The following is a 25,125-nucleotide window of genomic DNA, read 5'->3' on the forward strand; positions in this document are numbered from 1 at the left end:
GTTTTACGTCCGGAGACGTTGATATCAATCCTGCGAGTGCCCACACAGATTGTCTGATAAATTGTTAAAGAGCGTTGCAACTCAACCGTTTAGGTTGTTGTTGCGAGGTGGCGTATATTACGCTTTTCACCTCAGGAGTCAACCACTATTTCGTGATTTTTTCTCCCGGACCGAATCGCTTCAGTCCCTGTCACGTCGCTGCGCATCGCGCTTTGCCGTGTCAGTGGGAGCGCATTATAGGGAGATAATTTTTTCTGACAAGGGTTTATTTCAAATTAATTTCTGAGTGTCGCTTTTTTATTCAGGAAACAGTCAAAGTGCGACTTTTTCAAGCGAAATGAACCCATAACGCTGTAAAACGGGCAATAATTGCTCAGCGCGAGGAGTCATATCCGTACAATACGCGATATCCGGTAAGCCCGTATCGCTAACGGCTGATCCGTTTTCCAGTAACCAGACCGTTCTTCTGGCGATGGCAGCCCCCGAATCCACCAGCCGGGTACCTTCCGGGAGTACGGCCTGTAACTCAGCTTTTAGTAAAGGAAAATGCGTGCATCCCAGAACGACAGTGTCCGGAGGTTCTGGCAGAGCAAGCCATGGCTGAACAATGCCCTTCATGTCATGCAAAGGGATCTGCTCGCCTTGCAGCTTCCTTTCCGCCAGTAATACCAGCTCAGACGACCCCAGCATTTCTATCTGACACTCTTTAGCAAACTGCTGTACTAATTGCTGCGTATAACTACGTTTAACGGTCCCCCGGGTCGCCAGTACCCCGACGACACCGTTACGGGTCAGTCGGGCTGCAGGTTTAATCGCAGGCACGACTCCCACGACAGGAAAGTCAAACGTCTCCCGCAACGCGGGTAAAGAGACAGTACTTGCAGTATTACAGGCAACGACCGCTATAGAAACCGGATACTGGCGGGTCACCGCTGCTGTGATGGCGATGATCCGCTGCACAATAAACTGCTCCGTTTTTTCTCCGTAAGGAAAACCGGCGTTATCGAATACATAGATATAATGTGCCTCAGGCAATAACTGCCTGATCTCATCATAAACGGAGAGTCCCCCGACGCCGGAGTCGAAAACTAATATCGTCGGTCGCCCGCCCTGGCCGTTGGCCGCAAGTGACGGTGCTAACTCTTCCTGAACATCTCTGGGCATATACTGTCTCAACGTTATCAGCCAACAGGAGCCTCTATTCTATCACGATCCCCGGCGGCAGGAGGGGTGCTCTTAATGGCCCCGGGGAATAGTCACGTGACGGAAAACCGGTGCCGGACAGCCCGATGAGGCGCACCCCGGGCTGGACATCACTGGCGGAATCCCTACAATCGCCGGCTACTGACCAATAACCAGGATTAATCATGACCCCGGAACATCTTCCTGTAGAACACTATGACGACCAGCTGGCGGAAAAGGTAAATCGCCTGACAACGATGATGACGCCCTTCAATGCACCTGAGGCGCAAGTCTTTCGTTCTCCGGTCAGCCATTACCGTATGCGCGCTGAATTCCGTATCTGGCATCAGGAAGATGATCTGTACCACATCATTTTTGATCAGCAGACCCGACAAAGAATAAAAGTAGAGACCTTCCCTGCCGCCAGCGAACTTATCAACACCATGATGCCGCTGATGATCGAGGCACTGCGCGATAATAAGGTCCTGCGCCATAAGCTGTTCCAGATTGATTATCTCTCAACCTGCAGCGGGAAAATTATTATCTCTTTACTCTACCACCGTAAATTAGATGATATCTGGCAGACTGAAATGTCCCGCTTACGGGATCAGTTCCGTGCGCAGGGCATCGAAGTACACTTTATTGGCCGTGCGACAAAAACCAAAATTTGCCTGGACCAGGACGCTATCGATGAAGTGCTGACCATCGACGGAAAAGAGATGATCTACCGTCAGGTAGAAAATAGTTTCACCCAGCCCAATGCCGCCATTAATGTGCAGATGCTCGAATGGGCATTGGATGTCACTCGCCAGTCGTCAGGTGACCTGCTGGAACTGTATTGCGGGAATGGTAACTTCTCTCTGGCGCTGGCCAGGAACTTCCGGCGGGTACTGGCCACAGAGATCGCTAAACCTTCGGTGGAATCCGCAAAATATAATATTGCCGCGAATAAGATAGACAATGTTCAGGTGGTACGCATGTCTGCTGAGGAGTTTACTCAGGCAATGAACGGTGTGCGGGAATTTAATCGCCTGGAAGGGATAGATCTGAGCAGCTATGAGTGCGAGACCATCTTTGTCGACCCGCCACGCAGCGGGCTGGATCAGGAAACACTGAAGATGGTTCAGGCCTACCCGGCGATTCTGTATATTTCCTGTAATCCGGAAACTCTGTGCGATAACCTGCGGACATTAACCGAAACACATCAGGTAGAACGTCTGGCGCTGTTCGACCAGTTTCCTTACACCCATCATATGGAGTGTGGAGTGCTGTTGCGTCGCAAAGACTGACAACAACCCCGCCGCTGGCGGGGTTTTTAGTTTAACGGCCGCGAAACCGGCTGAACATCCAGAACACCAGACAAACCATCACCAGTGTCGGAAAGAAATTAGAACCCATTTCCGGGTACTGTGCACGAATGATAGCACTGTACAAAAAGATCCCCAGAAAGAAGAACCCTGTAGCCAGTGAAGGCATACCTTCCGGCATACTGCGATTCAGATACCGTTTATGCAGGTACCAGACCGCCAGCCCCAGCGAAATTAAGGGAAAAAATGAAAACGGAACATAGCTGTTAAAAAGGGTGGTAAAGGTACCGTGGATGGATAAACCGGTGATAAAAGCTAAGATCAGTGTTCCTTTATCACGAGGATTTTGCTCAGTCATAATATTACCTGTTTGTTTACTCTTCTGATTTATCTGTGGCTGAAGCCAATCTTTCCTGTTCACGACGATACCAATAATAGGCACCTTTCGAGATCATTCTTAACTGAAGGACCAGACGCTCTTCGAGTTTGCGTCGCTGCTCAATATCCACATCTACCGCTTCAGCACCGGCACTGAAAACAATCGTTACCATCGCTTCTGCCTGCGCTTCTGTAAAGCTGCGAGGCATATGGTTTTCTAATTCAAGATAATCGGCCAGTTCAGCAATAAAATGCTGAATTTCCCGCGCAACGGCGGCACGAAATGCGGCTGAGGTTCCGGAACGCTCACGCAATAATAAACGAAACGCATTCGGGTTATTGCCGATAAATTCCATAAAGGTAGAGACAGAGGTCTTGATGATACTGCCACCCTTGGCAATGCGCTGACGGGCCTGGCGCATCAGCTGACGTAACATAAGCCCGCTCTCATCGACCATTGTCAGTCCAAGCTCGTCCACATCTTTAAAATGCCGGTAAAAGGAAGTCGGTGCAATACCGGCTTCACGGGCGACTTCACGGAGACTCAAACTGGCAAAGCTGCGTTCCGCACTTAACTGACTGAACGCTGCTTCAATAAGAGTACGTCTTGTACGTTCTTTTTGCTGTGCTCTGACGCCCATCATCTCTGCCTTTTTACACTTCATTTCGGCACTATATCAAAATTATCAGCGTACAGTGGCGCAAACTTTGTGAACGCCTGTTAACTTATCAATCAGAGCCTGAAATAAGAAATAACACGATTGGCGTTCAGGTGTTTTGAACGAAATGTTATATTTACGTTGTAATAATGTTTTAGGACATAGGACGTGTGAATATGCAAAAGTCTTACGATTATGATGCGATTGTGATTGGTTCCGGCCCCGGCGGTGAAGGTGCGGCCATGGGACTGGTAAAGCAAGGGGCAAAAGTTGCCGTTATCGAGCGCTTTCACAATATCGGGGGGGGATGTACCCATTGGGGCACAATCCCGTCAAAAGCACTGCGTCATGCGGTCAGCAGAATTATTGAATTTAACCAGAACCCGTTATACAGCGATCACACCCGCCTGCTGCGCTCTTCATTTGCAGACATTCTGAAACACACGGAAAATGTTATTCAGCAGCAAACCAATATGCGGCAGGGGTTCTATGAACGTAATCACTGTGAGCTCTATCAGGGGGATGCTCATTTTATTGATGACCACACCCTGGAAGTGGTGCTTCCTGACGGTTCCAGTGAGAGACTCACGGCCGGGAAGTTTGTTATCGCTTGCGGCTCACGTCCTTATCATCCGGATAGCGTAGACTTCTCTCATCCACGCATTTACGATTCTGATTCCATCCTTGATCTTCATCATGAGCCTTCCCATGTCATCATTTATGGTGCCGGGGTTATCGGTTGTGAGTATGCGTCTATTTTCCGCGGTCTCGGTGTGAAAGTGGATTTGATTAATACCCGTGATCGCTTGCTGGCCTTCCTGGATCAGGAAATGTCAGATTCACTCTCTTATCATTTCTGGAACAGCGGCGTGGTTATTCGCCACAACGAAGAATTTGAAAAAGTGGAAGCCAATGACGAGGGAGTCATTGTCTCGCTGAAGTCCGGCAAACGGATGAAAGCGGATTGTCTGCTCTATGCTAACGGGCGCACAGGTAACACAGATTCACTGACGCTGGAAAATGCCGGGCTGGAAGCCGATAGCCGCGGATTGCTGAAGGTCAACGGGATGTATCAGACAGCACAGCCTCATATTTATGCCGTCGGGGACGTCATTGGTTATCCGAGTCTGGCCTCTGCAGCTTATGATCAGGGCAGGATAGCGGCGCAAGCGATTATAAAAGGTGAAGCTACAGCCCATCTGATTGAAGATATACCGACAGGGATTTATACCATTCCGGAAATCAGTTCTGTCGGAAAAACAGAACAACAGTTAACCGCAATGAAAATCCCTTACGAAGTCGGCCGGGCACAGTTTAAACACCTTGCCCGGGCTCAGATTGTCGGGATGAACATCGGCAGCCTGAAAATACTCTTCCACCGCGATACCAAAGAAATTCTGGGTATTCACTGCTTCGGTGAGCGGGCGGCAGAAATCATTCATATCGGTCAGGCCATTATGGAACAGAAAAATGGTGGTAATACGCTGGAATACTTTGTAAATACCACCTTTAACTACCCGACGATGGCCGAAGCGTATCGCGTTGCTGCGCTCAATGGCCTTAATCGTTTATTTTGACAGGTTCCCTGAGTCACGCATATGCGCGCTAATAGTCTCTGCCAGTTGTTCATAACGGCTGCGCAGAGGCGACCCGGGGCGGTAGATCAGTGCAATGGTGCGTTGGGGAACCGGCTTGTCACAAGGGATGTAACATACGCCATCCCGCTCCCTTTCATTCGGGATAGCCAGCGAAGGCATCAACGTAATCCCGCTGCCTGCGGCGACCATATTACGTAAGGTCTCCAGACTGGTGGCACGGAAATGAGTGTCTTCATCTGCGCCGGCGGAAAAACAGAAGCCCATCGCCTGATCTCTCAGACAGTGTCCGTCCTGCAACATCAGCAGCTTCTCACCCGCCAGTTCTGACATCGGGACTCTTTCCCGTTGATGCCAGGGATGATCGGAATAAACTGCCAGCTTCATCGGTTCATCAAATAATGGCACTTCGATAAACGCTTCGGTTTCTTTGACCAGTGCCATAATGGCGCAATCGAGCTGTCCGCTATCCAGTTGAGCCAGTAACTGTTGTGTCTGGGCTTCATGCAGATACATTTCCAGTTTCGGGAATGTCTGATGCAACATAGGGACTATCTGAGGTAACAAATACGGACCGACCGTCGGAATGAGGCCGATATGCAACGGGCCGGACATGGTTTCGCCTTGCTGGCTAGCCATTTCCTTAAGTACTTTTACTTCCCGCAGAACAGTACGGGCCTGATCCACCAGTAGTAAACCGGCCTGAGTGAAGAGCACCTTACGACTGGTACGCTCCAACAGCATAACGCCCAGCTCATCTTCCAGTTTACGGATTTGACCGCTCAGCGTTGGCTGGCTGACATGACAGGCATCCGCAGCCCGACGAAAATGGCGATGTTCTGCCAGTGAAACCAGATACTCAAGGTCACGAATATTCATTAATTTCCTCCGGCGCATGATAGTTCATGGCGATAGATAGCATAGCAATCAACGATTAGCCCTATCAAGACAGAGAGGTCATAATAATTGCTATCAGATTCAAATTACCGATGATTGAGTGTGTTCCTACACCAGACAGGAGAAAGTATGTCAGAGACTTATGAAGGCCGTTCAGTACCCCAGGTGACCTTTCACACCCGTCAGGGTGACAAATGGGTCAATGTGACCACCGATGATTTGTTCAAAAACAAAACGGTCATCGTCTTCTCACTGCCGGGTGCATTTACCCCGACATGTTCATCCAGCCATCTGCCGCGCTATAACGAGCTGTACAATGTTTTCTCACAGCATGGCGTTGACGATATTCTGTGTATTTCCGTCAACGATACCTTCGTGATGAATGCATGGAAAGCCGATCAGCATGCGGAAAATATTACCTTTATTCCGGACGGTAATGGTGACTTTACCCGGGGCATGGATATGCTGGTCGAAAAAGAAGACCTGGGCTTCGGTGCACGTTCATGGCGTTACTCTATGCTGGTTCGCGACGGCAAAGTTGAGAAAATGTTTGTTGAACCTAACAAACCGGGTGACCCGTTTGAAGTCTCTGATGCTGATACCATGCTGCAATATCTGGCACCGGATGTAAAACTGCAGGAATCCGTCTCTCTGTTTACCAAACCGGGCTGCCAGTTCTGTGCAAAAGCAAAACAGATGCTGCAGGAACGCGGGATCCAGTATGAAGAGATTATTTTAGGCCAGGATGCTACCACCGTGAGCCTCCGTGCCGTTACCGGGCGCGCAACGGTGCCTCAGGTCTTTATCGGTGGCCGCCATATCGGTGGCAGCGATGACCTGGAGCAGTACTTCCTGCGGGGATAATCGCTGCCTGACGGTCGCTCCCCCGTAAACATAAAAAAACAGCGGACCCGGGTCCGCTGTTTTTATTTTATCCGCCGCTTAACCCAGGCGCTTTTTAGCGTCACTGATGGCCAATGCAACCTGTGCCGGAGCCACGCCCCCCTGTGCATTACGTTTGTCCAGACAGGACTGTAATGACAGGATCGGGTAAACATCCTGGTCAATCACCGGACTGAAGGTTTTAAGCTCCTCCAGGGATAAGGCTTCCAGCGCCACCCCTTTATGGATCGCCGCAACCACAGCCTCGCCCACAATATGGTGAGCTTCACGGAAAGGGACGCCTTTAGCCACCAGATAATCAGCCAGCTCTGTCGAGTTGGCATATCCCTGCTCTGCCGCTTCCTGACAGCGCGGACGCTTCACCTGAATGCCTTCCAGCACTAACCCGGCCATATGCAGACAATCCAGCCAGGTATCCAGGGCATCAAACAGCCCTTCTTTATCTTCCTGCATGTCTTTATTATAGGCCAGCGGTAGCCCTTTCAGGGTCATCATCATTCCGGTCAGTGCACCCTGCACACGGCCACATTTGCCGCGGATCAGTTCCAGCGCATCCGGGTTCTTTTTCTGTGGCATCAGGGAGGAGCCAGAAGTCACTTTATCGGACAGTTCAACAAAGCCGGCTTCACCGGAGTTGAAGAAAATCAGGTCTTCCGCAAAGCGGGACAAGTGCACCATACCGATGGAGGCATCGGAGAGTAATTCCAGCACATGGTCGCGATCAGAAACAGAGTCCAGGCTATTGCGTGTCGCTGAGGCAAAACCTAACCAACCGGCCAGTTGTTCACGATCGATCTCATAGGCAGTTCCGGCCAGCGCACCGCATCCCAGCGGACTGACATCCAGACGCTTTAATGCATCCTGCAGCCGGCTTTCATCCCGTGCCAGCATTTCTGTATAGGCCAGACACCAGTGGGCAAAGGTGACCGGCTGGGCACGTTGCAGGTGGGTATACCCCGGCATGACTGCATCCTGATTCGCTTCAGCGGTAGCCACCAGCGCCTGCTGTAACTCACGGGTCGCGTTCAGAAGTTCACTGACCTGTTGTTTACACCACAGTTTCAGATCCGTCGCCACCTGGTCGTTACGGCTGCGACCGGTATGCAGTTTTTTACCCAGCGCGCCGACTTTGTCGATAAGCTTACCTTCGACCCAGCTATGGATATCTTCGGCATCGCTTTGCAGTACCTGCTCAGGGTTAGCACGAACTTCACTCAGCAGGGCATGCAGTGCCTGTTCCAGCTGTTGCTGTTCTTCCTGACTCAACACCCCGACCGTAACCAGTGCTTTAGACCAGGCCACTGAGCCGGTGATGTCCTGTTCTGCCAGTCGGTAGTCAAAACGCAGAGAGTCGTTAAATTGTTTAAACCGCTGGTCTGCTGCCTGAGTAAAACGTCCGCCCCACAGTGCCATAATGATGCTCCCTATAATGGGTTATTCTGAACTGCAGGGTAGCCTCACCGCTACCCTGCTCCGGATTATCTGACCGGAATCTTATTTCTGTTCTTTCAATGCACGGATACGTGAAGACAGAGAGTACAAACGAATGAAGCCACCGGCATGGCTGTGATCATAAACTTCATCTTCGCCGAAGGTGGCGAACTCTTCTGAATACAGGCTGTTTTCTGATTTCTTCTGAATTGCGCTGACCTGGCCTTTGTATAACTGCAGCACGACTTCACCATTAACCTCTTCCGCCAGCGATTCTGCAGAAGCCTGTAAAGACTTACGCAGTGGCGTAAACCAGCGTCCGTCATACACGACATAGGACATTTCAAGGCCCAGCTGCTCACGCCATTTGTAGCTGTCGCGATCCAGTACCAGCTGTTCAACAGCACGTAACGCATTCACCATAATGGTGCCGCCAGGAGTTTCATAGCAACCACGGGATTTCATGCCAACCAGACGGTTTTCGACAATATCGATACGGCCAACACCGTGTTTCGCTCCCAGCACGTTCAGTTTTTCCAGGCATCCGAAAGGCGTCAGAGCTTCACCGTTAACCGCAACCACCTGACCTTTTTCAACTTTCACGGTCACCTGTTCCGGCTGATCCGGCGCTTCCAGAGGATCGGTCGTCCAGACCCAGCAGTCTTTGTTTGAAGCATTCCACGGGCTTTCCAGCACACCGCCTTCTGTCGAGATATGCCATGCATTCTCATCACGGCTGTAGATTTTTTCCAGCGTCGCCGTGGTCGGAATATTACGCTCTTTCAGGTAGGCCAGCAGGGCTTCACGCGAACGCAGGTCCCATTCACGCCATGGCGCAACGACTTTCAGCTGAGGTGCCAGCGCAGCATAGGTGCTTTCGAAACGTACCTGATCATTCCCTTTACCGGTAGCGCCGTGACATACCGCATCTGCGCCCACTTTCAGAGCCAGCTCAACCTGAGCTTTAGCAATGATAGGACGTGCCATGGAGGTCCCCAGCAGATAGGTACCTTCATACAGTGCGCCGGTTTGCAGCACCGGATAAACATAATCACTGATGAACTCTTCACGCAGGTCAACGACATGACATTCTGAGGCGCCTGACTGCAGGGCTTTCCCTTCAACGCCGACCAGATCTTCCGGATCCTGACCCACGTTAGCGACAAAAGCGACAACTTCACAGCCGTAGTTCTCTTTCAGCCAGGGAATGATCGCCGAAGTGTCCAGTCCGCCGGAGTACGCCAGAACGATTTTTTTAATACCTTGAGTTTGCATCGTTTAATCCTTGAATCAGTCTTTGTCGTTAAGCCAAAATCCGGGTGCCAATGGACACACCGTTAAATAAGTCAGGTAACTGCTCTGCATGCCGCCAGCTGGCAATATCCACCGGCCGGCCCAGCGTTTTTGCAGCATCCAGCGCCGCATGGACTTTTACAATCATACCGTCAGTAATAATGCCCTGAGCGATTAAGGCTTCAGCCTTCTCAGCGGTCATTTCTTCAATACGCTGTCCTTTACCGTCGAGAATACCGCTCACATCTGACAGCAGTACCAGGTCGGCGCCTAAGGTGGAAGCCAGCGCAGTGGCGGCCTGGTCAGCATTCACATTCATCAACAGTCCGTCATCGGTGATCCCGATAGAACTGATGATCGGCAAATAACCGCTGCCGGTTAATGTATTCACCAATGCCGGGTTACCGGGTGTCGCTTTACCGACATGACCCAGTTCCTCATCAAACTGCGCGACATTCGCGATGCCGCCGTCACCCAGTGACAGGCCGACCGCATTAATGCCGTATTTTCTGGCCCAGGCCAGTAACGTTTTATTGGCCGTACCCGCCAGAGCACCGGTAATGATGTCTATCTGATCTGCCGGGGTAACCCGCAGTCCGTTTTTTTTGCTGACCGGCAGTGCCAGTTTCTTCATCAGGTCGTCAACCAGACAGCCCCCGCCATGGACAATCACCAGAGGACGCTGATGCTTCTGACGATATGCCAGTAATGCATCAAATAATCTTCCCAGCGCTTCTTCGCTATCCAGCAGTACGCCGCCCAGTTTAATAATTAATGGATTTGTCATGGAAAACACCTGCATTTAAAGCAAAGAAAGCGTTTCAGGATAACCGAAACGAATATTCATACACTGCACTGCGTGAGACGAAGCCCCTTTCAGCAGGTTATCTTCCGCACTCACGACAATGACATGCTCGCCATCGACTGCAAAACCGATATCGCAGAAAGGCAGGCCGATAACGGATTTCAGGGCCGGTACGCCGGAGTCATAAAGACGAACCAGCGGTTTATCATCATAGGCATCGTTGAAGGCCTTCGCCACCTGCTCTGCGGTCACTCCGGGCTTCAGGCGACAGGTGCTGGTAGCCAGAATGCCGCGAGGGAAGTTGCCCAACTGCGGCGTAAAGACCACCGGCGTCCCAAGATGGGCAGCAATTTCCGGTTGATGGCGGTGCGTAAACAGGCCATAGGGTTGCAGGCTGACTTCACAGAAACTGGTATTCAGCGAGGCTTTCCGTCCGGAGCCGCTGACACCGCTGGTTGCATTGATGACAGGCCACTGCTCAGTATTCAGTAATCCTGCCGCCAGCAACGGTTTAATCGCCAACTGAGAGGCTGTCGGGTAGCAACCCGGGACGGCAATCAGGTTCGCTTGCTGAATCCGCTCTGCCTGCCATTCCGCCATACCATAAGCCGCCTGTTCCAGCAGTTCAGGATACTGATGAGTAAACCCGTAATAGCGGGTATAAAACTCTGCACTATTCACCCGCCAGGCCCCTGAGAGATCAAGGACAACACAGCCATGCTCTAAAAACTGTGGCGCTAAATCGTGGCTGACTTCATGGGCGGTTGCCAGGAAAACAACATCAGCGTCTTTTGCCACTGCGGCAACATCGGTGAGCGGCTGCAGCCGGAGATCCACACGACCTTTCAGTTGCGGATAAATGTCGGACAACAATTTTCCCGCATCCGGACTTTGCGCTGATACCGCAATTCCGGTTATGTTTATGTGTGGATGGCGATTCAGGTAAGTGACCAGTTCAACACCAGCATAACCACTGGCACCAACAATCAGCGTCTTCAACATCAGGCTGTGCACCTTTTACGTAAAGTCTATGATTCAGGACAGGGTATGCCCCGCTCCCCGGGTTGCCTTCGTAAGCAAAAAAAGTTCACATGCTTCAGGCTATAATGTATTTTTATTCACAATTACTGCATGAATATTGATACATCCTAACGCAAGGACCGTCAACAGTGAAGACAAAATTACCTCCTTTTATTGAGCTTTATCGTCAGTTAATCGCGATGCCCTCTGTCAGCGCGACAGAAAGTGCCTTAGACCAGAGTAATGAAGGGCTAATCAACTTACTGGCGGGATGGTTCCGTGACCTGGGATTTCATACCGAAGTCCAGCCGGTCCCGGAAACACGGAATAAATTTAACCTGCTGGCCAGGGCTGGCAGTGGCACCGGCGGGCTGATGCTGGCAGGGCATACCGATACGGTGCCGTTCGATGACGGTCGCTGGACCCAGGACCCCTTTACACTGACAGAGCGTGACAACAAACTCTATGGCCTGGGGACGGCAGATATGAAAGGCTTTTTTGCCTTTATTCTGGACACGTTACGGGATATTGATATTACCCGACTGAAAAAGCCGCTTTATATTCTGGCAACGGCAGATGAAGAAACCACGATGGCCGGTGCCAGCTATTTTGCCCGCACCACCGACCTGCGTCCCGATTGCGCCATTATTGGTGAGCCAACTTCACTGAAACCGGTACGTGCACATAAGGGACATCTTTCAAAAGCTATCCGTATTCAGGGGCAGTCCGGCCATTCAAGCGATCCTGCCCGGGGCGTGAATGCGATTGAACTGATGCATGATGCCATTACACATCTGACCGGCCTGCGTAATACGCTGAAAGAACGTTATCACCATGACGGTTTCGTCATTCCCTATCCGACCATGAATTTCGGTTCAATCAACGGCGGTGATGCCCCGAACCGCATCTGTGCCTGCTGTGAACTGCATATGGATATCCGCCCACTGCCCGGACTCGCTCTGAATGACCTGCACGAATTACTCATGGAAGCGCTAACACCGGTGAGTGAACGCTGGCCAGGCCGGCTGACCGTCAGTGACCTGCACCCGCCCATCCCGGGGTATGAATGCCCTCGCCACCATGGGCTGGTAAAAGTGATTGAAAAGCTGCTGGGCCGCGAAACTGAAATCGTTAACTACTGTACCGAAGCGCCTTTTATTCAGGAGCTCTGTCCGACACTGGTGCTCGGTCCCGGATCCATCGAACAGGCGCATCAGCCTGATGAATATCTCGATACATCCTTCATTAATCCGACCCGCGAATTACTCGAGCGTGTTGTTCAGCATTTCTGTCATTAATGTGATTACCGGGGATTTTGATTAAATCCCCGGTCCCCTTTTCTCTTTAATAAGAATAACTTATCAAAGACCCCCTCTATCAAATTTTATTAAATTCAGTAAGTTACATTATACCTTTCCCTATGGAAGCCATTTGACGAATCCTCAGTAACATGGCTAGATAAAAGACAGGGTTATGCCGGACTGATAACAAAATCAGATAAATATGACAGAGGGTTTCAGGGTCACATGAACGAACAATATTCCGCAATGCGAAGTAATGTCAGTATGCTCGGTAAACTTCTCGGGGATACCGTCAAGGATGCCTTAGGGGAAAATATTCTTGAGCGCGTAGAAACCATACGTAAACTCTCCAAATCATCCCGTGCAGGTAATGAGACTGATCGTCAGGAACTGCTTTCCACCCTGCAAAACTTATCCAATGAAGAATTATTACCGGTCGCCAGAGCCTTCAGCCAGTTCCTTAATCTGACGAACGTTGCTGAACAGTACCAGACCATCTCTCTGCAGGCCCAGGGCGCCAACAACCCCGAACTTCTGAAACAGGAATTCGAACGGTTAAAACAAAATAACTCCCTGACCCGCGACGATATTCTGAAAGCCATCGAGTCGCTTTCGATAGAACTGGTACTTACGGCACATCCGACAGAGATCACCCGTCGGACGCTTATCCATAAACTGGTTGAAGTAAATAGCTGCCTGAAACAACTCGACCACAGTGACCTGACTGACTACGAACGTAATACCATCATGCGGCGCTTACGTCAGTTAGTGGCACAAGCCTGGCATACCGATGAAATTCGCAAGATCAGACCCACACCAGTGGATGAAGCTAAGTGGGGTTTTGCGGTCGTTGAAAACAGTCTGTGGGAAGGCGTTCCCGCGTTTTTGCGCGAACTGAATGAGCAGGCCGAAGAAACCTTCGGTATTACCCTGCCGGTCGATTTTGTGCCGGTAAAATTTACCTCCTGGATGGGAGGAGATCGTGACGGTAACCCGAATGTCACCGCACCGGTAACCCGTCATGTTATCCAGCTGAGTCGCTGGAAAGCCACCGATTTATTCCTGCGGGATATCGGTGTGCTTATCTCTGAGCTTTCCATGTCTGTCTGTACCGATGACGTCCGCGAATTATGCGGTGACCCGGAGGCTCTGGAACCGTACCGCGTTATTCTGAAACGTCTTCGTACCCAACTGACCAATACCCAGACTTACCTGGAAAGACGCCTGAAAGGCGAACGTCCATCCCGTCCCGCCGACCTGCTGATTGCCAATGAGCAGTTATGGGATCCGTTATTCGCCATTTATCAGTCCTTAAAACAATGCGGTATGGGGATTATTGCCAATGGCCAGTTGCTGGATACCCTGCGCCGGATTAAATGCTTTGGCGTCCCGCTGGTGCGTATTGATGTGCGCCAGGAGAGTACCCGCCATACCGAGGCCCTGGCAGAGATTACCCGCTATCTGGGGCTGGGCGATTATGAAAGCTGGTCAGAGGCCGATAAGCAGGCTTTCCTGATCCGCGAGCTGAACTCTAAACGTCCGCTTCTGCCACAGCAATGGGAGCCGGGACCGGAAACCCGTGAAGTCCTGGAGACCTGCCGTGTGGTTGCCGAAGTCCCGCAAGGATCTATCGCGGCCTATGTGATTTCTATGGCAAAAACACCGTCCGACGTCCTGGCAGTGCACCTGTTACTGAAGGAAGCCGGGATCCGTTATGCCATGCCGGTTGCCCCGCTATTTGAAACCCTTGATGACCTGAATAATGCCAATGATGTCATGACACAGTTGCTGAATATTGACTGGTATCGCGGCTTTATTGAAGGCAAACAGATGGTGATGATCGGCTATTCAGACTCCGCCAAAGATGCCGGCGTTATGGCTGCAAGCTGGGCGCAATATCAGGCTCAGGATGCGCTGATCAAGACCTGTGAAAAGGCCGGAGTTGCCTTAACACTGTTCCACGGACGTGGCGGTTCGATTGGACGTGGCGGCGCACCGGCCCATGCTGCGCTGCTGTCACAGCCCCCGGGCAGCCTGAAGGGCGGGTTACGCGTCACTGAACAGGGCGAAATGATCCGCTTTAAGTTTGGCCTGCCGGAAGTGACCATTGCCAGCCTGTCGCTGTATACCGGGGCGATCCTGGAGGCCAACCTGCTGCCGCCGCCAGAGCCCAAACCGGAATGGCAAGCGATTATGGATCAACTCTCCGCGGACTCCTGCAATATGTACCGCGGCTATGTTCGTGAACATGCTGATTTCGTTCCGTATTTCCGTTCTGCGACGCCGGAACAGGAGCTGGGTAAATTGCCTCTGGGATCCCGTCCGGCAAAACGCCGTCCTGCCGGGGGCGTGGAATCTTTACGTGCCATCCCGTGGATTTTTGCCTGGACCCAGAACCGGTTAATGTTGCCTGCCTGGCTGGGGGCCGGGGCAGCACTGCAAAAAACAGTCTCTGCAGGGAAACAGAAAGAGTTGGAAACGATGTGCCATGACTGGCCATTCTTCTCGACCCGTATCGGCATGCTGGAAATGGTCTTCGCGAAAGCTGACCTCTGGTTAGCGGAATATTATGACCAGCGTCTGGTCGACCCTTCACTCTGGGGTCTGGGTGAACAGTTGCGAGCTCAACTGGCAGACGACATTAAAACCGTGCTGGCGATCTCTAATGACGCCCATCTGATGGCCGACCAGCCCTGGATTGCAGAGTCTATCGCACTGCGGAATGTCTACACTGACCCGCTTAACGTCTTACAGGCCGAATTGCTTTCCCGTTCCCGGGCCTGTGAGGCCGCCGGAGAAGTGACGGCACCGGAAGTCGAACAGGCACTGATGGTCACGATTGCCGGTATCGCCGCCGGTATGCGCAATACCGGCTAAACCGTGATGTCCTGCGGGATCCCTGAAAGGCCACCCCGGGTGGCCTTTTTTATCGCAAAGGATGGCCAGATGACCTGTGTTGACCGACCCGCAGCCTCCTTCAGAAGAGAGCAATAGAAAAAGCACCCGGTGACGGGTGCTTTTTCTGATATTACCGCGTTCACGGACTTATCGTTGCCATTACACCGCAGCAAGCTGCGGGCGAACCCCCAGGGTGTGACAAATGGCATAACTCATTTCTGCACGGTTCAGTGTATAGAAATGGAAATCCTTCACGCCTTCCCGGGAGAGAATTTTCACCATATCCATGGCAATATTTGCCCCGACCAGCTTACGGGTCTCCGGGTCATTATCCAGCCCGTCAAACATGGTATTCATCCAGTTCGGTACGCGCACATTGGTCAGTGTGGCAAAGCGTTGTAGCTGCTTAAAGTTACTGACAGGCAGAATGCCCGGAACAATTTCCACATCAATCCCGGTTGCCGCGCAACGGTCACGGAAGCGTAAGTAGCTCTCGACATCAAAAAAGAACTGGGTGATCGCACGGTCTGCGCCCGCATCCACTTTACGTTTCAGACTTAATAAATCGGCCTGAGCACTTTTCGCTTCAGGATGCACTTCGGGATAAGCGGCCACCGAAATATCAAAATCACCGACGTCTTTCAGTAATGTCACCAGATCAGAAGCGTACATATCCGGTTTACCGACACCATTCGGGAAGTCACCCCGCAGCGCCACAATATGGCGGATCCCGTTGTCCCAGTAATCCTGAGCAATACTGCGAAGCTCATCGCGGTTAGCATCAATACAGGTCAGATGAGGCGCGGCTTCAAGCCCGGTACGCTCTTTAATGCCTTTGATAATGCTATGGGTACGGTCACGTTCCCCTGAATTCGCCCCGTAAGTCACAGAAACGAATTTCGGTTTCAGACTGCTTAAACGATCAATAGAGCTCCACAGAATGTCTTCCATGTCCTGAGTACGCGGCGGGAAAAATTCAAAAGAAACATTAATACGCCCGTTTAACTCTGAAAGGCTCTGATTAAGCGCCTCGTGCTGATTGGCATGAAAGAAACTCATCCTGTTACCTCGTCGATCGCATCTGTTATGATTTATTAAACGTCTACACGTTTAGACGTCCAGATGTTCAAAATGACGAATTACGACGAAAGGGTCAACTGAATTATCAGCATGTCACTGTGATAAAAATTCATACAACAGACCGGGTGCAGCTTACAGGGCAATGGAGGAAATGAGACAGACAGAAAAAAGGCAGAGAAAACTCTGCCTGAGAAGAAACTACAGTAATTGTGCGAGGCGATTGAGATCCGACTGAATTGCCCCCGCGGTCACATCCCGCCCGGCGCCGGGCCCGCGGATAATCAGCGGATTATCCCGGTACCAGCGGCTTTCTATCGCAAAGACATTATCGCAGGGTAGCAGAGACGCCAGTGGATGTTCCGGCCTGACAGCCTCTACACCCACCCTGGCCTTACCACTCGCATCAAAGCGTGCCACATAACGCAGAACCAGACCCGCCTCGTTCGCGGCTTCATAGCGCTGTAACATCTGATCATTCAGCGCATCCGCATTATCAAAGAAATGGTCCACCGATTCATCGGTACAATTTTCCGGAACCAGCGATTCAACACGGACCTGGTGAGGTTCTATATCGTAGCCCGCTTCACGTGCCAGGATCACCAGTTTACGCATCACATCCAGACCCGAGAGGTCAACGCGGGGATCAGGCTCGGTCAGCCCCTGCTGCCATGCCTGATCCACCAGTTCGGTAAAGGGGACAGAGCCATCATATTGCAGGAATAACCATGACAATGTGCCAGAGAAAATACCGCTGATAGAGAGAATAGAATCTCCGCTCTCCCGTAAATCGCGGACGGTGTAGTTAATCGGTAAGCCGGCCCCGACTGTCGCGTTATAAAGCCAGTGACGTCCGGTACGGCTGAACGCATCCCTGAGCTGACGCCAGTGGGCACTGTCTGATGAACCTGCCACTTTGTTCGCACTGATAATATGAAAACCATAGCTGGCAAAATCCAGGTACTGATCGGCAATGCTACCCTCGGCGGTGACATCCAGCACGACCAGATCATCAAACGGATGGTCACGCATCCATAAAAACAGTGATTCCTGATCACGATATTCCGCTTCGTCATCGAACACGGTCAGTACGTGGCTGGCATCCAGCCCTTCATAGTTCAGCAGACTTTTCCGGCTATCCGCCACGCCCGCCAGCACAAACTCGAACCCACTACGATCAGAGAGATTCTCCTGCTCCCTCGCGAATAATTCCAGCCAGCGAGACCCGATATTTCCTTTACCTAATAAAATCAGTCCAATCCGTTTTTCAGCGCGGAACAGCGACTGATGCAGCCCCTGGATCACGAGCTGCGTCGGCCCGGAGCGCAATACGGCCACCAGGCTGATATTCTGTTCGGATTGCCAGACAAACTCTACCGGCTGGTCTTTGATCTGTTGCCAGAACCGGTGCGCGTGTAGCGGGTTACGCGTGACGCCGGCACCCACCATCGCCACCAGGGCCAGCCCATCGCGTAAACGTACACCTACCGGCAAACCACTTCCCTGCAGCAATGCCAGCGCACTGTCGACCACTTCGGCGGTATAACAGAGTTGCAGTAAATAACGGTCCGGATGCACCCCGGAGGCCAGCGGACGTAGCTGAGCCCGCGCGAGTTGTACTTCGACGTCCTTCTTTAAGGCCGCAAAGTCATGTTGTTTAGGGATTTCAATTTCAATCAGACAGACATCGTCATGGCTGGTCACGATCCTGGCACCGGTTCCGGATGCCAGCACGCGTTCAATGCGCGTCGACCCCAGGTCTGGCTGATAACTGCAGCGCAACTCCAGTTCAATATCACTGCCGGAAACCGGCTGCAAGGTACGGGTATGTAATACCGGGGCGGCCAGTCTGGCCAGTTCACTGGCTTCATCAAGCCTCAGTAACGGTAACAGACAGGCATCAGAAACCTTACGCGGGTCGGCACTGTATACCCCGGCAACATCACTCCAGATGGTGACTTTACTGACCCCTGCCAGCGCACCGATTTGTGTCGCCGAGTAGTCAGAGCCATTACGCCCCAGCAGAACCGTTTCACCGGCCTGGTTGCGGGCAATAAAACCGGTGATCACCACCCGTTGTCCGTGATACCCGGCCAGTTGCTGTAACAGTAACTGCCGTGATTCGCTTTCCTTCACTTCCGGCTGAGCAGAACGTTCAGCCAATAAAAATTCGCGCGCATCCAGCCAGCCTGACTGAAGATCCTGCTGTGTTAGTACCGCTGACATCAGCCGTGCTGACCAGATTTCACCGTGGCCAACCACCTCGGCGTACACAGCTTCAGTGATCGGCCCATCCAGTAGTACGGCCAGTCGTTCAAGATCTCGAATAAATTCCTGAACCAACGCGCCGGCCACCGCTGCGGGTAAGAGATTGTTCATCAGCCCTGTCTGGAAACGGCGCAAATTCTGCTGTACCTGGTGTGCTGACAGACGATCGGTCTGGCTGAGCTGCAGCCAGCTGATCAGCTGATTGGTCGTACTGCCTGCAGCAGACACCACCATCAAATCACCGGGCTTGCTGTATTCCGCCATAATATCAGCAGCACGCTGATAGCATTTTACATCCGCCAGGCTGCTGCCTCCGAATTTATGCAGTTGCCTCACTTCGGACGCCACACAGTCTGATGAAATTGTCATTCTTACCCCCTGCCTGCCACCCGGAATGCATTTTCCAGATCAGCGACTAAATCTTCATGGTCTTCAATACCTACAGATACACGCAATAATGTATCAGAAATTCCTGCCGCTGCTCTCGCTTCTGCAGACATCCCTGCATGTGTCATGGTGGCCGTATGAGAAATCAGGCTTTCCACGCCTCCGAGAGACTCTGCGAGAGTAAAGAGTTTCAGTGCTTTCAGAAAAGTACGTACCGTCTGTTCATCCCCCTCCAGCTCAAAGCTAAGCATCGCACCAAATCCACGTTGCTGACGTTTCGCGATGTCATGACCGGCATTTTCCGGTAAGGAAGGATGATAAAGTTTTTTGACCAGAGGCTGTTTTTTTAATGCCTCGACAATCGCCAGCGCATTACGCTGCGCGGCTGCCATACGGGGACCGAGGGTCCTTAATCCGCGTAACAGTAAATAGCTGTCAAATGCTGAGCCGGTCACGCCGATATTATTGGCCCACCATGCCAGCTCCGTGACCAGGTCAGGATCTTTTGCAATAACGGTGCCTGCAACCACATCCGAATGCCCGTTCAGATATTTGGTACAGGAATGCAGAACGACGTCCACACCAAGCTCAAGCGGACTCTGCAATACCGGGCTCATAAAAGTATTATCGGCGACTGTAATGGCTCCTGCCGCTTTTGCTGCACGGCTGATGGCCTCGATATCCACGACTCTCAATAGCGGGTTGCTCGGCGTCTCAATCAGGACCAGTTTCGGACCTTCGGCCATCGCCGCGGCCAGTGCCTGTTCATCTCCCTGATCAATGAATTTCACCCGGAATGCACCGCGTTTATGCAGGCTTTCTAACAGGCGGTAGCTGCCGCCATAACAATCATGGGGAGCCACCAGCAAATCACCGGGTTTCAGAAACACCGTGGTTACCAGTAAAATAGCAGACATCCCGGTATTCGTCATGACGGCCCCGGCACCTCCTTCCAGTTCGGCAAGCGCATTCTGGACGACATCACGCGACGGATTACCACGACGGGAATAGTCATGAGTTCTTGGCTGATTAAAGTCAGTAAAGTTATAAGTCGTGGAAAGGTGGATAGGGGGTACTACACAACCATATTGCTCATCATCATTTAATCCGCTGCGTACGGCAATGGTCGCTTGCTTAGGTGTCGTCATGGCGTATTTTCACTGAAAGAGAGAATGTGTGCACAGAATACCACCTGCAAATTAGACGTCAATACATCTAGACTTCCAAATGTCTATGGGTGTAGATTGAGCTACGGTCCCGGAAACGCTAAAATTATACTGGTCGGCCAGATTCCGCTACAATTGTCACATTCCGGGTGAGTATTTTCCCGCAAAGACAAAAATAAACGAGATATCTGGCATAATTAGCAGAATCCCGGCAAGTTAACTTTTTATTAATTAAGGTACCCCATGGCTGAATGGAATGCCGAATATATCAGCCCTTATGCTGAGCATGGCAAAAAAAGCGAGCAGGTAAAAAAAATTACCGTCTCTATCCCTCTGAAAGTGCTTAAGATTTTGACTGATGAGCGGACCCGTCGTCAGGTAAATAACCTGCGCCATGCCACCAACAGTGAACTGTTGTGTGAGGCTTTTTTGCATGCATTTACCGGCCAACCGTTACCGGATGACAATGATTTACGGAAAGAACGCAGTGATGAGATCCCGGAAGTGGCAAAAGTCATTATGCGTGAAATGGGCATCGACCCGGACAAATGGGAATACTGATCCGGGGAAATCACCCGCAGCAGGCGCTTCGCCACGAAAAAAAGGTTAAAAAAAACCCGGCAATGCCGGGTTTTTTAACATCCGAATCTTCAGACTCGTCTGTCAGAAACTTATTTTGAACCAGGAATGCTGAAACGCTTGTTGAAACGCTCAACACGACCACCGGTATCAACAACACGCTGCTTACCAGTATAGAACGGGTGGCATTTACCACAAACGTCCAGGTTTACATCGTGGTTAACAGTAGAATGAGTGTTGATAACGTTACCGCAAGAGCAGGTAATGGTTACAGCATTATATTCCGGGTGAATACCTTTTTTCATGGGAGAACCTCAGTAGAAGGCCGTGTCGCTCTCCGTGCCAGGCGAACCTGCACAGCACCACACGCGGTTAAAAAAGAATGTTTTTTTAGTTCCCTGCCACCTTTCAGGCAACAGAGGCGCTATATTATACAGAAGTTCGCCGGAACTATGCAAATAAAACCCCATACCAGGGAAAGCCCCCACCGTGTACACTACCCTTTTTATCCACTGATCTGCCGGAGTGCCTGAATGCCCGTCCTTAAGGTTGCATTACCTGTTCCTCTGCCACGGCTGTTTGATTACCGCCCCCTGGCTGAGCGTACTGCTGTTGTCGGCAGCAGGGTGAAAGTAACGTTCGGGCACCGGAAAATGACCGGGATTGTGCATGCAATCAGGGATAAAAGTGATCTGCCTGAAGAGCAACTGAAATCCATTGATGCCGTGATCGATGAGAGCTCGCTTTTTACCGATACGATGTGGTGTTTACTGAACTGGGCAGCCGGTTATTACCATTATCCGATCGGCGAGGTTTTCTTTCATGCATTACCGGTATTACTGCGCCAGGGTCGCGAGGCCGCATTGCCCGCAGTCTGGCAATGGCGGATCACCGAACAGGGTAAAGCCACCGTCCCGGAGAGCCTGAAACGTGCGGTGAAGCAACAGCAGGCACTCGCCCTGTTGCGGAATGGTCCCATCGCACGTCATGAACTCGGCCAGCATGACCTGAGTGACCCGGTATTACAGGCACTGCGTAAAAAAGGGCTTTGTGAACTGACTGAACGGGCTGCAGAACTGACAGACTGGCGGCAGTCATACCGGCTCAACGGTGAGCGACTGCGTCTGAACACTGAGCAGGCAACGGCTGTCGGCGCTATCCGTAGCCAGGATAGCGGGTATTCCGCCTGGTTACTGGCCGGTATCACCGGTTCGGGTAAAACAGAAGTGTACCTCAGTGTGATTGAAAATATTCTGGCTGAGGGAAAACAGGCCCTGGTGCTGGTGCCGGAAATCGCACTGACACCTCAGACCATATCCCGCTTTCGCGAACGTTTCCATGCGCCGGTGGATGTGCTCCATTCCGCCCTCAACGATACTGAACGCTTAAATGTCTGGTTACGTGCCCGCCGGGGAGAGTCGGCCATTGTCATCGGCACCCGTTCCGCACTTTTTACCCCGCTGGCCAGGCCCGGGGTGATCATCATTGATGAAGAGCACGACAGTTCCTATAAGCAGCAGGAAGGATGGCGATATCACGCCAGGGATTTGGCTGTGTTCCGCGCCCATCAGGAAAATATTCCCATTATTCTGGGTTCCGCTACGCCTGCGCTGGAAACGCTGCATAATGTCACGACAGGTAAATATCATCAGCTAACGCTGACACAGCGTGCCGGAAATGCACGTCAGGCGCAGCAGCAACTGATTGATTTGAAGTCGGTTCGCCTGCAATCCGGGTTATCTCCGGCCCTGATCCATAAAGTTCGTCAGCACCTGAGCGCCAATAACCAGGTCTTATTGTTCCTTAACCGCCGCGGATATGCTCCCGCCCTGCTCTGCCACGATTGCGGATGGCTGGCAGAGTGCCAGCGGTGTGAACGTTACTACACCTTTCACCAGAAAAATCGCACGCTGCGTTGCCACCATTGTGATAGTCAGCGCCCCATCCCCCATCAGTGCCCGGGATGTGGCTCGACGCACCTGATGCCGGTCGGTATGGGAACAGAACAACTGGAAGAACAGCTGAAAGCCCTGTTCCCGGAAATCCCGGTCACCCGAATCGACCGTGATACTACCAGCAGAAAAGGGAGCCTGGAGCAGCATCTAGATGATATCCATCAGGGCGGTGCACGTATTCTGGCCGGAACACAAATGCTGGCGAAAGGCCACCATTTCCCGGATGTCACACTGGTCGCTTTACTGGATGTCGACAGTGCTCTTTTCTCTGCGGATTTTCGTGCGACAGAACGCTTCGCGCAGTTATATACCCAGGTTGCCGGCCGGGCTGGCAGGGCCGGGAAGCAAGGGGAAGTCGTCTTACAGACCCACCATCCGGAACATCCGCTGCTGCATACCTTGCTATATCAGGGCTATTTCTCGTTTGCCCGCCAGACGTTGCAGGAGCGTAAGCAACTGAGTCTGCCACCGTTTTCCAGCCATGCCGTGTTTCGCGCGGAGGATTTTGATCCTCAGCAGGCGGAGAATGCGCTATTACAATTAAGAAATTTACTAGAAAGCACTCCGCTGAAGGATGAAAACTTCTGGATCATGGGGCCGGTACCGGCACTTCAGGCTAAACGTAACGGTCGCTGGAGATGGCAGCTATTATTACAACACCCCTCCCGTAAGCAGTTACAACGGATACTGCAACACTCAATGCCTTTAGTGCTGACCTTGCCGTTAATGCGGAAGGTCAAATGGACCCTGGATATTGATCCGACCGAAAGCTGAGCAGAGCGGATATCTTTGCGGTCACGTACGCGAATAATCAACAAACCCCCGTTTTTATTACAAATCAGATAACAGTCTTCGCCCATATTCTGCTAACAATAGAACCGGGCAGGACTGGCTGCCCCAACGATAATGAATGTTATATCGGGAGCCTGAGCTGTGGAAGATAACCTGCCTTCATACCGTACCACCATGAAAGATGTCGCAAAAAAAGCCGGTGTCTCTACCGCCACGGTTTCACGGACCTTAACCTCTCCGGATAAAGTCTCTTCTTCTGCCCGAAGCAAAGTCATGCAAGCGATGAATGAGCTGGGTTATTCCTCCCCCGTTAATCCCCGTTATCAGAAAAACAATGACTCCGGAACCCTGTTAATTCTGGTACCGGATATCTGTGATCCTTTCTTTCATGAAATTATCCGCGGTATTGAGGTTACTGCGGCAGCAGAAGGCTATCTGGTACTGACCGCTGACTGCGCTCACCAGAATTTACAGGAAGTCAGCTTTCCGGACAAAATTCTGAGCCGCCAGACAGACGGATTGCTCTTACTGGGGTCTCAGGTACCGGTGTTATCCGAACTCTCGTGCCGCGAGCAATTACCTCCCCTGGTGATGGCCAATGAATTTTCTGCCGACCTCGCGTTCCCGACGGTCCATATTGATAACCTGACCGCCGCCTTTAATGCCGTAAGCTGGTTACTCGACGCAGGGTTAAAGAAAATTGCCTGTATCACTGGCCCGGACACCCTGTCGCACTGCCGTTACCGGCGGCAGGGATATATTCAGGCATTAAACCGCCGTAATATTCCGGTGGAGCCCCGTTATCTGGCACGCGGAAATCTCTCATTTTCGTCCGGCTGCGATGCGCTGACCTATCTGATGCAATTACCTGATCCCCCTGAGGCTATTTTTTGCCACAATGACCTCATGGCACTGGGCGTGTTACACCAGGCCTCCGTGATGGGAGTCCGTGTACCTGAACAACTTTCAGTCATTGGTTTTGATGATATAGATGCAGCGCAGTACAGCCACCCGCCTCTGACCACCGTGACCCAGCCGCGTTTTCGCATCGGGTGTGAGGCAGCCACATTACTGATAGAAATTATTCAGGGAAAACGGGTCAACAGCGGGTCGCGGTTGCTGGAAGCCAGTCTGACTGTCCGTGACTCGACATTAACACCCGCCAGATAGCCGGGAGTTCACAGCGATATCTGCTTATTTTCAGTCAACGCCTGATGCAGAGTTTACTGGTC

The 25,125-nt window shown here is 51.7% G+C and carries 20 protein-coding genes; 8 read left to right on the forward strand and 12 right to left on the reverse strand.

What is annotated here, in order from left to right:
* Positions 1-312: 312 nt before the first annotated feature.
* A complete protein-coding gene (murI, locus tag CG67_RS07650) occupies positions 313-1,164 on the reverse strand; it encodes a glutamate racemase (protein WP_025902360.1) in 852 nt (283 codons plus the stop codon).
* Positions 1,165-1,367: 203 nt separating this feature from the next.
* Here murI and trmA point away from each other — a divergent pair, with 203 nt between their 5' ends.
* Positions 1,368-2,471, forward strand: coding sequence for a tRNA (uridine(54)-C5)-methyltransferase TrmA (gene trmA, locus CG67_RS07655; protein ID WP_025902361.1), 1,104 nt, complete (start codon positions 1,368-1,370; stop codon positions 2,469-2,471).
* Between the two features lie 31 nt (positions 2,472-2,502).
* On the opposite strand, the gene CG67_RS07660 is transcribed toward trmA, so the two are convergent.
* Both CG67_RS07660 and fabR read right to left on the reverse strand, forming a co-directional pair.
* A complete protein-coding gene (locus tag CG67_RS07660; RefSeq protein WP_029991697.1) occupies positions 2,503-2,847 on the reverse strand; it encodes a YijD family membrane protein in 345 nt (114 codons plus the stop codon).
* A 16-nt stretch (positions 2,848-2,863) separates the two neighbouring features.
* Positions 2,864-3,508, reverse strand: a complete 645-nt coding sequence (gene fabR, locus CG67_RS07665; protein WP_025902362.1) for an HTH-type transcriptional repressor FabR — start codon at positions 3,506-3,508, stop codon at positions 2,864-2,866.
* A gap of 194 nt (positions 3,509-3,702) precedes the next feature.
* Between fabR and sthA the strand changes: the two genes are divergently transcribed.
* Positions 3,703-5,103, forward strand: coding sequence for a Si-specific NAD(P)(+) transhydrogenase (gene sthA / locus CG67_RS07670; RefSeq protein WP_025902363.1), 1,401 nt, complete (start codon positions 3,703-3,705; stop codon positions 5,101-5,103).
* Here the strand turns inward: sthA and oxyR are convergent.
* Positions 5,095-6,000 carry a DNA-binding transcriptional regulator OxyR gene (gene oxyR, locus CG67_RS07675; protein WP_025902364.1) on the reverse strand — a complete coding sequence of 302 codons (906 nt, stop codon included), beginning with the start codon at positions 5,998-6,000 and terminating at the stop codon, positions 5,095-5,097. The two genes, sthA and oxyR, sit on opposite strands and share 9 nt — an antisense overlap.
* A gap of 147 nt (positions 6,001-6,147) precedes the next feature.
* Between oxyR and CG67_RS07680 the strand changes: the two genes are divergently transcribed.
* Entirely contained in the window at positions 6,148-6,882 is a 735-nt protein-coding gene (locus tag CG67_RS07680) for a redoxin family protein (RefSeq protein ID WP_025902365.1), read from the forward strand.
* Positions 6,883-6,960: 78 nt separating this feature from the next.
* Here the strand turns inward: CG67_RS07680 and argH are convergent, their stop codons facing one another.
* The 4 genes from argH to argC all read right to left on the reverse strand — a co-directional run bounded on the left by argH (position 6,961) and on the right by argC (position 11,452).
* On the reverse strand, positions 6,961-8,334 hold the full coding sequence (gene argH, locus CG67_RS07685) for an argininosuccinate lyase (protein ID WP_025902366.1): 1,374 nt from the start codon (positions 8,332-8,334) through the stop codon (positions 6,961-6,963).
* 81 nt (positions 8,335-8,415) lie between these two features.
* On the reverse strand, positions 8,416-9,627 hold the full coding sequence (locus CG67_RS07690; protein WP_025902367.1) for an argininosuccinate synthase: 1,212 nt from the start codon (positions 9,625-9,627) through the stop codon (positions 8,416-8,418).
* Between the two features lie 28 nt (positions 9,628-9,655).
* The gene (argB, locus tag CG67_RS07695) at positions 9,656-10,432 is read right to left on the reverse strand and encodes an acetylglutamate kinase (protein WP_025902368.1); all 777 of its coding nucleotides are present in this window, start codon (positions 10,430-10,432) and stop codon (positions 9,656-9,658) included.
* A 15-nt stretch (positions 10,433-10,447) separates the two neighbouring features.
* Positions 10,448-11,452: an N-acetyl-gamma-glutamyl-phosphate reductase gene (gene argC / locus CG67_RS07700; RefSeq protein ID WP_025902369.1), complete on the reverse strand. Its 1,005-nt coding sequence runs from the start codon at positions 11,450-11,452 to the stop codon at positions 10,448-10,450.
* Between the two features lie 167 nt (positions 11,453-11,619).
* On the opposite strand from argC, the gene argE reads away from it, so the two are divergent.
* The gene (argE, locus tag CG67_RS07705) at positions 11,620-12,768 is read left to right on the forward strand and encodes an acetylornithine deacetylase (RefSeq protein WP_025902370.1); all 1,149 of its coding nucleotides are present in this window, start codon (positions 11,620-11,622) and stop codon (positions 12,766-12,768) included.
* Between the two features lie 228 nt (positions 12,769-12,996).
* Entirely contained in the window at positions 12,997-15,648 is a 2,652-nt protein-coding gene (gene ppc, locus CG67_RS07710; RefSeq protein ID WP_025902371.1) for a phosphoenolpyruvate carboxylase, read from the forward strand.
* Between the two features lie 180 nt (positions 15,649-15,828).
* On the opposite strand, the gene metF is transcribed toward ppc, so the two are convergent.
* The 3 genes from metF to metB all read right to left on the reverse strand — a co-directional run bounded on the left by metF (position 15,829) and on the right by metB (position 20,549).
* Positions 15,829-16,728, reverse strand: a complete 900-nt coding sequence (metF, locus tag CG67_RS07715; RefSeq protein WP_025902372.1) for a methylenetetrahydrofolate reductase — start codon at positions 16,726-16,728, stop codon at positions 15,829-15,831.
* Between the two features lie 219 nt (positions 16,729-16,947).
* The gene (locus tag CG67_RS07720) at positions 16,948-19,383 is read right to left on the reverse strand and encodes a bifunctional aspartate kinase/homoserine dehydrogenase II (protein WP_025902373.1); all 2,436 of its coding nucleotides are present in this window, start codon (positions 19,381-19,383) and stop codon (positions 16,948-16,950) included.
* A gap of 2 nt (positions 19,384-19,385) precedes the next feature.
* The gene (gene metB, locus CG67_RS07725) at positions 19,386-20,549 is read right to left on the reverse strand and encodes a cystathionine gamma-synthase (RefSeq protein ID WP_025902374.1); all 1,164 of its coding nucleotides are present in this window, start codon (positions 20,547-20,549) and stop codon (positions 19,386-19,388) included.
* Between the two features lie 261 nt (positions 20,550-20,810).
* On the opposite strand from metB, the gene metJ reads away from it, so the two are divergent.
* Complete coding sequence (metJ, locus tag CG67_RS07730; protein WP_025902375.1) at positions 20,811-21,128, forward strand: met regulon transcriptional regulator MetJ; 318 nt, start codon at positions 20,811-20,813, stop codon at positions 21,126-21,128.
* A gap of 110 nt (positions 21,129-21,238) precedes the next feature.
* On the opposite strand, the gene rpmE is transcribed toward metJ, so the two are convergent.
* The gene (gene rpmE, locus CG67_RS07735; protein ID WP_025902376.1) at positions 21,239-21,451 is read right to left on the reverse strand and encodes a 50S ribosomal protein L31; all 213 of its coding nucleotides are present in this window, start codon (positions 21,449-21,451) and stop codon (positions 21,239-21,241) included.
* 228 nt (positions 21,452-21,679) lie between these two features.
* Here rpmE and priA point away from each other — a divergent pair, with 228 nt between their 5' ends.
* Positions 21,680-23,875 carry a primosomal protein N' gene (gene priA, locus CG67_RS07740; protein WP_025902377.1) on the forward strand — a complete coding sequence of 732 codons (2,196 nt, stop codon included), beginning with the start codon at positions 21,680-21,682 and terminating at the stop codon, positions 23,873-23,875.
* 159 nt (positions 23,876-24,034) lie between these two features.
* Positions 24,035-25,063 carry a DNA-binding transcriptional regulator CytR gene (gene cytR / locus CG67_RS07745; protein WP_025902378.1) on the forward strand — a complete coding sequence of 343 codons (1,029 nt, stop codon included), beginning with the start codon at positions 24,035-24,037 and terminating at the stop codon, positions 25,061-25,063.
* Positions 25,064-25,125 lie beyond the last annotated feature (62 nt).

It is taken from the genome of Tatumella sp. UCD-D_suzukii (assembly GCF_000611875.2).
GTDB lineage: Bacteria > Pseudomonadota > Gammaproteobacteria > Enterobacterales > Enterobacteriaceae > Tatumella > Tatumella ptyseos.